Source organism: Kitasatospora sp. NPDC057500, assembly GCF_042802195.1.
In the GTDB taxonomy this organism is placed as follows: domain Bacteria; phylum Actinomycetota; class Actinomycetes; order Streptomycetales; family Streptomycetaceae; genus Kitasatospora.
In genome coordinates, this window is record NZ_JBHVER010000255.1 from 1 (window position 1) to 9,946 (window position 9,946).

The 9,946-nt window shown below is 71.1% G+C and carries 10 protein-coding genes; 5 read left to right on the top strand and 5 right to left on the bottom strand.

Annotated elements, in window-relative coordinates:
* Nucleotides 1-950 precede the first annotated feature (950 nt).
* Entirely contained in the window at nt 951-1,787 is an 837-nt protein-coding gene (locus ACFU74_RS33265) for a methionyl-tRNA formyltransferase (RefSeq protein WP_380763614.1), read from the top strand.
* Between the two features lies 1 nt (nt 1,788).
* On the opposite strand, the gene ACFU74_RS33270 is transcribed toward ACFU74_RS33265, so the two are convergent.
* The 3 genes from ACFU74_RS33270 to ACFU74_RS33280 all read right to left on the bottom strand — a co-directional run bounded on the left by ACFU74_RS33270 (nt 1,789) and on the right by ACFU74_RS33280 (nt 5,092).
* Nucleotides 1,789-4,095 carry an ATP-binding protein gene (locus ACFU74_RS33270; protein ID WP_380763616.1) on the bottom strand — a complete coding sequence of 769 codons (2,307 nt, stop codon included), beginning with the start codon at nt 4,093-4,095 and terminating at the stop codon, nt 1,789-1,791.
* Between the two features lie 114 nt (nt 4,096-4,209).
* Entirely contained in the window at nt 4,210-4,830 is a 621-nt protein-coding gene (locus ACFU74_RS33275) for a DUF6879 family protein (RefSeq protein ID WP_380763618.1), read from the bottom strand.
* Complete coding sequence (locus ACFU74_RS33280) at nt 4,823-5,092, bottom strand: hypothetical protein (protein ID WP_380763620.1); 270 nt, start codon at nt 5,090-5,092, stop codon at nt 4,823-4,825. Before ACFU74_RS33280 ends, ACFU74_RS33275 begins: the two co-directional genes overlap by 8 nt.
* A 152-nt stretch (nt 5,093-5,244) precedes the next feature.
* Between ACFU74_RS33280 and ACFU74_RS33285 the strand changes: the two genes are divergently transcribed.
* Nucleotides 5,245-5,772 carry an AAA family ATPase gene (locus ACFU74_RS33285; protein ID WP_380763622.1) on the top strand — a complete coding sequence of 176 codons (528 nt, stop codon included), beginning with the start codon at nt 5,245-5,247 and terminating at the stop codon, nt 5,770-5,772.
* A gap of 111 nt (nt 5,773-5,883) precedes the next feature.
* On the opposite strand, the gene ACFU74_RS33290 is transcribed toward ACFU74_RS33285, so the two are convergent.
* A complete protein-coding gene (locus ACFU74_RS33290; protein ID WP_380763624.1) occupies nt 5,884-6,948 on the bottom strand; it encodes a 2,3-butanediol dehydrogenase in 1,065 nt (354 codons plus the stop codon).
* A gap of 261 nt (nt 6,949-7,209) precedes the next feature.
* Here ACFU74_RS33290 and ACFU74_RS33295 point away from each other — a divergent pair, with 261 nt between their 5' ends.
* Nucleotides 7,210-7,596 carry a hypothetical protein gene (locus tag ACFU74_RS33295; protein WP_380763626.1) on the top strand — a complete coding sequence of 129 codons (387 nt, stop codon included), beginning with the start codon at nt 7,210-7,212 and terminating at the stop codon, nt 7,594-7,596.
* 71 nt (nt 7,597-7,667) lie between these two features.
* On the opposite strand, the gene ACFU74_RS33300 is transcribed toward ACFU74_RS33295, so the two are convergent.
* Nucleotides 7,668-8,153, bottom strand: coding sequence for a GNAT family N-acetyltransferase (locus ACFU74_RS33300; protein WP_380763628.1), 486 nt, complete (start codon nt 8,151-8,153; stop codon nt 7,668-7,670).
* Between the two features lie 158 nt (nt 8,154-8,311).
* Between ACFU74_RS33300 and ACFU74_RS33305 the strand changes: the two genes are divergently transcribed.
* Nucleotides 8,312-8,974 carry a hydrolase gene (locus ACFU74_RS33305; protein ID WP_380763630.1) on the top strand — a complete coding sequence of 221 codons (663 nt, stop codon included), beginning with the start codon at nt 8,312-8,314 and terminating at the stop codon, nt 8,972-8,974.
* 99 nt (nt 8,975-9,073) lie between these two features.
* Nucleotides 9,074-9,910, top strand: a complete 837-nt coding sequence (locus ACFU74_RS33310; protein WP_380763632.1) for an alpha/beta fold hydrolase — start codon at nt 9,074-9,076, stop codon at nt 9,908-9,910.
* Nucleotides 9,911-9,946 lie beyond the last annotated feature (36 nt).

Consider the following 9,946-nt stretch of genomic DNA (forward strand, 5'->3'; position numbering starts at 1 on the left):
CGCTGTTGAGTTCTCAAGGAACGGACGCTTCCTTCAGGCGGCTTTCACACCGACCCTCCGGGCGCTTCGTTCTTTCGTGTTTCCAGCTTATCAGATGTTTTCCGCGCCGTTCCCGGCGCTTCCTTCATCCAACTCGCTGGCGTCTTCTGCGGCTTGACGCCCCGTCCGACGTTTCAAACTCTAACCGATCCCCGCTCCGAAAAGCGAATCCGACCGCAATCCCCGAAAATGCACACGCCAAATAAACCCCGAGCGGGGCGGCGTAGGTATTTCCAGAGGATTGGCCGCTCCGGGACCGTCCGCGCTGTAGCGTGTCCGGTGCTCCCTGTCGAGCGACTAGGAAACACTACCCCTCCCCCACAGCAGGGGCAAGTCATCGCTGGTCACAGCTCTCCTCGCCCCGGACGTGGAGAGGGCAGCGGGGCGGGGACCCCGGTCCGGCGGTCGCGCCAGAGGACGACCAGGACTCCACCGACGCCCACGAACAGTGCGGCCGCAGCCCCGGCCACGGGGAGCAGTGGACTCGCTCCGGTACTGGGCAGGGCCTCCGACGGATCGGCCGGCGTCGAGACGCGGACGGCCCTCGGCGCCTCCGGGACCGGCTCCGCAGGTGCGGCACAGCCGCCGATGCCCGTCACCACCAGTACCGCGACCGCTGCGGTGCATCTCGTCCACTGTCGTGTTCGTTCCACGGTCCCCCACTCTCATCGGCCGATGGACACCGTCGCCTCGCCTGACCAGACGTGCCCAGCACAGCGGGAGAACCGAACCCTCCGCACCCAAATTGCCCGATATTCACTTGTGCGTGTGACCCGCACCCCTCACACAATCCCCACCCAGTTCGAGCCCTGCGCACAAAGACTCCTCTCCCGCTTGAGGTAGCTTCGGGCCCGCGCGTCGGCCGAGTCATCGTCACGGAAGCTTCCACAGGAGGAGCAGTGCCGGATCCCTTGCGAGTCGTCCTGATGTCCTACGGCGCGGAGGGGTTCTCCGACCTCCACGGCCCGTGTGTCGCAGCCGGGCACGACCCCGTCGCCTACGTGTGCGCCACACCCACGGGTCCGGTGACCGACGGCGTCCTGGAACAGCTGTCACCGGGGCCGGACCTTCTGTTCCCGAGCAGTACTGCCGGTCTCGCCCGCGCCCTGGCCGGCTACGAGCCGGACCTCGTCGTCTGCAACGGCTTCCCCTGGCGCTTGTCGGCGGAGGTCCTGCGCGTCCCGCGCCTCGGCGTGCTGAACGTCCACCCTTCTCTGCTGCCGCGTCATCGAGGCCCGATGCCGATCCACTGGGCGGTCCGGCACGGCGACGCTGAGACGGGTGTGACGGTCCACTGGATGGACGAATCCTTCGACACCGGGCGGATCCTCGTGCAACGCGGAGGCATCGCGCTTCCGGACGACCTGGACGGCGACACGGTCTTCGCCCGGGTCCGGGCCCTGTCCCGCGAGGTGCTTCGGGAGGCGTTGGGGTTGGCCGCCGACGGCCACGCAGGTACCGCGCAGAGCCCGGAGGGCGCGACCTACGAGAGCGTGATCGGGCCGGAACAGGCGGTCATCGACTGGTCGACGAGCCGCCGTGACGTCCACAACCTCGTTCGTACCTTCAGATTCGGTCGGTTCCCGGTCCCCGGCCCCCTCGCCGTCGTGGACGGACGGTGGGTGTCCGTCCTCGGATCGCGCACCGAGCCCGGCGACGGCGTGCGGATGGAATGCGCGGACGGCCCTCTGTGGATCACGGAGTGGGCTCCCGTGCCGGCTCGGGAGACGTGGTTCCCCGCAGGCTGAGTCAGTCGTCTGCGCTGAGGGCCCTCGTCAATCGGCCGCGCAGGCGGAGGGCGGCGGGGTCGGTGAAGCCGTCGAGCAGGGTCAGCGCCTCGTGGCGGTACCGGTGGGCGGCATCCGGTTCCCCGCTGCCGGCCAGGGCGTCGGCGAGATGGGAGAGGGCGGTGGCCGTGTGCCACGGCTCGGCCAGGTCGCGGTGCACGGCGGCGGCTCGGCGGTGGAAGCCGACCGCTTCATCGGGGCGTCCGAGGTCGAGGTAGGCGCAGCCGGTCCCGTCCCAGGCCAGGGCTTCACGGCTGCGGTCGCCGAGGCCGCGCTGGAGGACGGCGGCCCGGTGGTAGGAGGCGAGGGCTTCGGCGGGTTGGCCGGCGGCGCGCTGGGCGTGCCCGAGTTGGGTCAGCCAGTGGCCCTCCGCGACGGCGCTGCCGAGGTCGAGCGCGAGGTCGACCGCCCGCTGGGCGCTGTCCAGTGCCTCGGCCACCCGCCCGCCGCCGAGCTGGATCAGGCTGAGGACGCGCAGCGCGTTGCCCTCCGCCCAGTGGTCGGCCCGTTCGCGGAAGGTCTCCAGGCCGGCGCGGACCAGGTGCTCGGCCTCGGGAAGCCGGCCGAGCACGGCTTCGGCCTCGGCGAGGTTGACGGTGGTGCACGGCTCCCAGTAGGTGTCCGCAAGGGCCCCGAACAGCGCCCCGGCCCGCTCGAACGCCTCCTGTGCCTCCGTGAGCCCGCGTCGGCGCAGCCACAGCAACCCGAGCCCGTTGAGCGTCAGGGCCTCCCCCGCCGGGTCGTCGAGCTCGCGGCGGATCGTCAGTGCCGCCCGGTACTCGTCGACGGCCTGGTCGAGGCGGCCGGACTGCGTGTACGCCATGCCCAGGCTCTCGTGCAGCTCCGCCTGCGCGTGCCGGTCCCCGTCGCGCCGGGCGGCGTCCAGACCGAGCTGCGAGGTCTCGAACCAGTCCTGGAAGGGATTGCGAACCATGTAGAAGGCGCGGAGGACGATCGCCAGCGGGTGGACGTACCCGTCCAGCCCCAGCGCGGCCGCGGTCCGGACGGCGGCCGCGAGGTTCTCCCGTTCCGCCTCGAACCACCGCATCGCGGTGGCCCCGTCGTCGAAGGCCGTCGGCTCCACATCCGGATCGAGGGGGGTCAGCGGTACTCGGGGCTCGTGCGGCGCGGTGCGGGCCTGGGCCGCGTCCGCCGTGTGCAGGTACCAGGCGAGTATCCGTAGAACGGCGCGTTCGCTCTCCTGCGGCTCCTGCTCACCGCGCGCCTGGTCCACGGCGTAGGCGCGCAGCAGGTCGTGGAAGCGGAAGCGGTCCGCAGCGGTCTGTTCGACCATGTGGGTCGCGACGAGCCCGTCCAGGAGCCGGCGGGCCTGTCTGGTCCCGGTCGCGACGAGTGCGGCGGCGGCCGCGGTGCTGAACTCCCCGGTGGGGTGGAGGCCGAGCATGCGGAACAGCCGTGCCGCGTCGGCCGGCAGCGCGCGGTAGGACCAGGCGAAGACGGAGCGGACGGCGTCGGACTCCTCCTCGTCCTCGCTGGAGAGCGCGTCCCAGAGGCTGGATTCGTCCCGCAGGTCCTGGATCAGGTCGTTCAGGAGCATCCGTGGTCGGCCGGCGGCGCGTTCGGCCGCGATGCGAAGGGCCAGCGGCAGGCGGGCGCAGAGCCGGGCCAGCTGCACGAGCTCGGCGGGGTCGTCCTCGCTGCGGTAGTCCGAGGTCACCGTGCGCAGGAGTTCGACGGCGTCGTGCTCCGCGAGCACCTCCAGGGTCAGGTGCCGGGCGCCCTCCCGCACACCGAGGCCGGAGAGGCGGTGGCGGCTGGTGACCACGACCAGGCAGCCGGGGGCGCCGGGCAGCAGCGGGCGGACCTGGGTGGCGCGGGAGGCGTTGTCGAGCACGATCAGCATCCGCCGGCCGGCCACCAGCGAGCGGTACGTGGACGCCAGCGCTTCGAGGTCGGTGGGGATCGCCGCGGCGGGCACGTCGAGGGCGCGCAGGAAGCGTTCGAGCACCTGGGCCGGGGCGGTGGGCTCCTGCGGGTCGTAGCCGTGCAGGTTCGCGTACAGCTGGCCGCCCGGGAACTGCTCGCGGACGGCGTGTGCCCAGTGCAGGGCGAGGGAGGTCTTGCCGACACCGGCCGTACCGGTGAGCACCAGGATCTGCGGCCCGCGCGAGTGCTCGGCCAGTAGGTGGTCCATGGCCTCCCGCTCCGCCGAGCGGTTGACGAAGCCGCGCACGTCCGTGGGCAACTGCCACGGGACGGCGTCGCCGTGCCCGGTGGGCGGCGGAGGCGGTGAGGCGTGGATGTGCACGGGACCTCGGATGTCGCGGGCCTGCACGACGTTGCCGGCGGCACCGGACACGGAGGAGGAAACGGAGGAGGTGGTGTGGCCCGGGGGAACGTCGGGGGTCTCCCGCATCACGACTCAGCGCTCCGCCCTGGCGCGCGTCGGCCGCAGGCCCTCGGCCTCGCGGGCCATGAAGTCGGCGATGTCCTCGCCCTGGGCGTACAGGTCGGCGATGAACCCCGCGACTCGCTCGCGGACGGCGCGGCCCGTGTGGCGGGTCGCGCCGACGAGGATGCCGGTCGCGTCGTAGGCGATGTCGTAGACGGTGTCCGGGCCCAGGGTGACGAGTTCCGGGAGCGGCCCGTGCGGTTCGTGCGGTGCGACGAGGTCGGGGCCGACGATGCGGATCAGTTCGCCGCACTCGGCGCGCAGCCGCAGCAGGTGCAGTTCCCAGGCGAGGTAGGGGGTCACCGGGAACTCCACGACGCGTACGCGCAGGAGGCGGGTGTGGTGCTCGGCGGCTGTGCGGGCGAGGTGGAGGAGGTCGTCGCGCATGGCGGCGATCAGGTGGAGGGAGCGTGGCCAGTCCCCCTCGGTGCAGGCGCGCCAGCTGGGGTCATCGGGTTCCTGGAAGTCCTGGCGGCGTTCGAGCTTCCACGAGTCGTAGCCGTCGACCGCGAAGTCCCGGCGGCGGAAGTCCGCCCGGTACTCGTCGAGGGGCAGCCGGTCGCCGGGGAGGTCGCCGAGGAGGTCAGGCATCCGGGAGGTCCGCCTTCGCGGAGAGGAGGGTGGCTCGGGGGATGACCACCAGGCGCTCGCCGTCGCCGACGGTCACGTCGTGCGGGAGGCCGGCCTGGTAGGCGGCGGTGAGGTCGCGGCCGATGACGGCGATGTCGCCGTTGTCGAGTTCCCAGATGTCGGGGCAGCCGTCGCGGCCTCCGGTGGTGCCCAGCTCCGTCGGCGGCTTGCCGAGGCGCCGGCTCAGAGCGGCGTCGGGATCGGCGTCCCACGGCTGGCTCATCGCGTCCCCCGGAGGTTGGGTGAGTACTCGGCTACTCACCGTACGGAATTGGCTGACTCATCGTCAATCACGAGCGTGGAAAGGGGATGCCCCCGGCCACTCTCCGAGTTCGACCACCTGCGAGAGATGTGCTTCCCTGCCACGATCGGCGTATGACCACACTGTTCCTGATGGTCGGCCTGCCAGGGGCCGGAAAGACCACGAGGGCTCGGCAGCTCGCCGCGGAGCACGGCGCGCTGCGCCTGACGTCCGACGACTGGATGATCCCCCTGTTCGACCAGGTGGAGGCGGACGGGAAGCGCGACGTGCTGGAAGGACGCATGCTCTGGCTCGCCCTGGAGGCGGTCAGGCTGGGCACCGACGTCGTCCTGGACTACGGCTGCTGGGCGCGGGACGAACGGTCCGCGATCCGCTGGCTGGTAGAAGCCGAGGACGCGTGCTACCGCATGGTCTACCTGCCCGTGGACGACGAGACCCAACGCGCCCGCATCGCCCGTCGCTGGGCGACCACCCCCGATGAGACGTTCCCGCTGTCCGAGGAGGACATCCTGTACGGGCGGGCGCATTTCGAGGAGCCCGACGCGGCGGAGCTGGCGGGTGCCGGCACCGCCGACCCGCCGCCCGGCTGGGCGGGCTGGCCGGAGTGGGCCGCCAACCGGTGGCCGTCGTTCGCGATTTGACTCGGCCCCCGGAAGGATCCCGTCGAGAGGACGGTGCGGCCACCACACCGGCCGGCACGACAGCGGCGGCCCTCGCTCCGCTGAGCGAGGGCCGCCGTTCGGTGCGATGCGTCAGGCGCGTGGGTCGACCAGGATCTTCACGGCCGTCTCGTTGTGGTGGATGAGGGTCTCGAAGCCGTCGGTGACGAGGTCGTCCAGCCCGATGGTCTTGGTGATGAACGGCGCCAGGTCGATGCGGCCCTCCTGCACGAGCTTGATCGTCTGCGGGTGGGAGTTGACGTAGGCGATCGTGCCGCGCAGGTCGACCTCCTTCAGCACGAGCTTCTGCATGTCGATCGACGCCGGCTTGCCCCAGATCGAGATGACCGTGATGACACCGCCCGGCTTGACGGCGTCGAACAGCGTGTCGAGCACGACGTTGACGGAGGTGGCCTCGAACGCGACGTCCGCGCCCTTGCCGCCCGTGAGGCGTCGGACCTCTTCCGCGACATCGGTGGTGGCGGGGTCGATGACGTGGTCGGCGACCTTGGCGTCCAGCGCCTTCTGCCGGCGCAGCGGGCTGAGCTCGGAGACCGCGACCTCGACGCCCATCGCCTTGAGCACCGCGCAGGTGAGCAGCCCGATGGGGCCGGCGCCGCCGACGAGGGCGAAGTCGCCCGCCTTCGCACCCGAGCGCTCGAACGCGTGGTACCCCACCGACAGCGGCTCGATCAGGGCCGCCTGGTCCAGCGGAACGTCACCGACCGGGTGGACCCACCGGCGCTCGACGACGACCTTCTCGGCGAGCCCGCCGCCGCGACCGCCGAGCCCGATGAAGTTCATGTCGGGCGAGAGGTGGTACACCGGGTTGTTGTCGCTGGTGTCGACGTCCGGGCGCAGGATGTAGGGCTCGACGACGACGCGGTCGCCCGGCTTCAGGTCCTCGACGCCCTCGCCCACCGCGTACACCACGCCGGACATCTCGTGGCCGAGGGTCACGGGGGCGGCTTCGCCGGAGACCGGGTGGGGGTGGCCGGCCGGCGGGACGAAGATCGGTCCGTCGAGGTACTCGTGCAGGTCGGTGCCGCAGATCCCGCAGTACGCGACGTCGATGCCCACCGTGCCCGGCTGGACAGTGGGCTCCGCGATGTCCTCGATACGGATGTCACCACGGTCGTAGTAGCGTGCAGCCTTCACTTGGACTGGCTCCTTCGTTCGCCTTGCGCTCACGGCCGGTGCCGCGCCCTGCCGCGGAGCGGGGTGCGCCTCGGAACAGCCGTGATGTTCACGTTTAAACTATACGCCCGGAAAGTCCGGAACGCCGACCCGACGCGCCGAACGACCGAGGAGGCGGCCCCCTAGTTCTTGGACCAACCACCCTTTCCACCACTAGGCTGTGGGCGATCGGCCGTGACGTAGCCGCACCGTGGCTCCACAGCCGGGGCAAGGGGGTGTGCGGTGTATCCGCTGGGGCTCGGCGTGGTGTCGTGGTGGTGGATCGCGGTCCTGGTGACCGCGGCGTTCTGGGTACTCCTGGTGCCGGGAATGCCCACCCGCACCTACCGGATCAGGACCGCGCTGGCGCCGGTCGCGGTGATGCTCTTCGGGATCGGCAGTTACTACGCGAAGCACATGGAAGCGGCCACGGTGCTCACCATGTACTCGACCGCGATCGCGGCCATCATGACGGGGATTCTCGGCCACCGCAGGGAGCTGGCCAGGCGGTTGACGGAGTTGCAGGAGAAGGGCGGGTCCGAGGACGAGGCGGCTCCACCCGCGATGCTCGCGCAACTCCTCGCATCATTCGTCGTGTTCGGCGGCCTGACGCTGTGGGCTCTTCGATAGCCCGACCGGGCTCCACGGCCGCCCCTCGCCCTGCGGAGGGCAGTTTCTAGGGGCGGCCTTCTCCTCTGTCGTCAGAGGCGGCGGAACATGACGTGCTGGCCGACGTAGCCGTGGTCGGGGTGGTCGAAGACGCCGGGGACGGTGCCGACGACCTCGAAGCCGAGGGACTTCCAGAGGTGGACGGCGGGGCCGTTGGTCTCGACCACGGCGTTGAACTGGATGCCCCGGAAGCCCTGCTCGCGGTGCCAGTCGATCACGTGCTCGCCGAGGGCGCGGCCGATGCCCCGGCCGCGGTGGGCGGGGTCGACGAGGAAGGAGGCGGTGCCGATGTGGGAGCCGCGGCCGGGCTTGTTGGGGCCCATCTTGGCCGAGCCGACGATGCGGCCGTCCAGGACGGCGACGACCGTGCGGCCGGGGGGCTGTTCCATCCACCACGGCCTGGCCTCGTCGAGGGTCTGCCGCTCGGGGAAGGCGTACGTCCGGCCCTCGGCCATGATCTCGGCGTAGAAGGGGTAGATGCTCGGCCAGTCCTCGCCGGTGGCGGTGCGGATCTCCATGCGGCACAGGCTATGCGCTGTCGGGACAGCTGCGGGACGCGGAGCGAGCAGAACGGCCGGCGGTCCGGCCGTAGCGTCGTCCCCGTAAGCGCCCCGGGGATCCGGGAGGCGCCTGACGCTTCGTCAATTCCCGTTGCTGAGAAGGAAAGAGTAGACCCATGGTCGACATCGCTTCGGTCCACGCCGCCCCGAGCCCGGACCTGCTGACCCCCGAGAACTCGATGATGCTGTTCGTCGACCACCAGCCGCAGATGTTCTTCGGCACCGGCAGCGGCGACCGCACCGCGATCATCAACTCCACCGTCGGCCTCGCCAAGGCCGCGAAGATCTTCGACGTGCCGGTGGTCCTGTCCACCGTCGCCGCCGAGTCCTTCTCCGGCCCGATCCTCCCGCAGCTGCGCGAGGTCTTCCCGGACCAGGAGGTGATCGACCGCACCTCCATGAACGCCTGGGAGGACGAGGCGCTGGTCGAGGCGGTCAAGGCGACCGGCCGCAAGAAGATCATCCTGTCGGGCCTGTGGACCGAGGTCTGCCTGGTCCTGCCGGCGCTGTCGGCGCTGGACCAGGGCTACGAGGTGTACGTCGTCGCCGACGCCTCCGGCGGTGTCAGCCCGCTGGCGCACGAGCACGCCGTCCAGCGGATGACCGCCGCCGGCGCCGTGCCGGTCACCTGGGTGCAGGTGCTGCTGGAGCTCCAGCGCGACTGGGCCCGCAGCGAGACCTACGTCGCGGTCACCGACCTGGTCAAGGAGCGCGCCGGCGCCTACGGCCTCGGCGTCTTCTACGCCCAGTCGATGATCAACCCGCACGCCGCCGGCTGACCGGCCGGATCGCTGCCACTCCCCTGACCGGGCCCTGCCACGCCGCTGCGGCAGGGCCCGACCGTTTCCGACATCCCGAGAGAGACAAAGGACTTCACCATGCCGTTCATCACCGTCGGCCAGGAGAACACCGCTCCGATCGAGCTCTACTACGAGGACCACGGCACCGGGCAGCCGGTCGTCCTGATCCACGGCTTCCCGCTGAACGGCGCCTCCTGGGAGCGGCAGAGCGCCGCCCTGCTGGACGCCGGCTACCGGGTCATCACCTACGACCGCCGCGGCTTCGGCCGGTCCTCGCAGCCGACCACCGGCTACGACTACGACACCTTCACCGCCGACCTGCACACCGTCCTGGAGACCCTGGACGTCCGGGACGCCGTGCTGGTCGGCTTCTCGATGGGGACCGGCGAGACCGCCCGCTACGTCTCCAAGTACGGCACCGAGCGGATCGCCAAGGTCGCCTTCCTCGCCTCGCTGGAGCCCTGGCTGCTGAAGAACGAGGAGAACCCGGACGGCGCCGCGCCGCAGGAGTTCTTCGACGGGGTCGTGGCCGCCGTGAAGGCCGACCGGTTCGCCTTCTACACCGCCTTCTTCAACGACTTCTACAACCTGGACGAGAACCTCGGCACCCGGATCAGCGAGGAGGCCGTCCGCAACAGCTGGAACGTGGCGGCGGGCGGCGGCGCCTTCGCCGCCTCGGCCGCGCCGACCACCTGGTACACCGACTTCCGCGCCGACGTCGCCCGGATCGACGTGCCGGCGCTGATCCTGCACGGCACCGGTGACCGCACCCTGCCGATCGACGCCACCGCGCGCCGGTTCCACGAGGCGCTGCCCTCCGCCGACTACGTGGAGATCGAGGGCGCGCCGCACGGCCTGCTCTGGACCCACGCCGAGGAGGTCAACGCCGCGCTGCTGGCCTTCCTGGCGAAGTAGCGGCCGAACCGTCCGCGCCCGGCCCCCGTTCGCAAC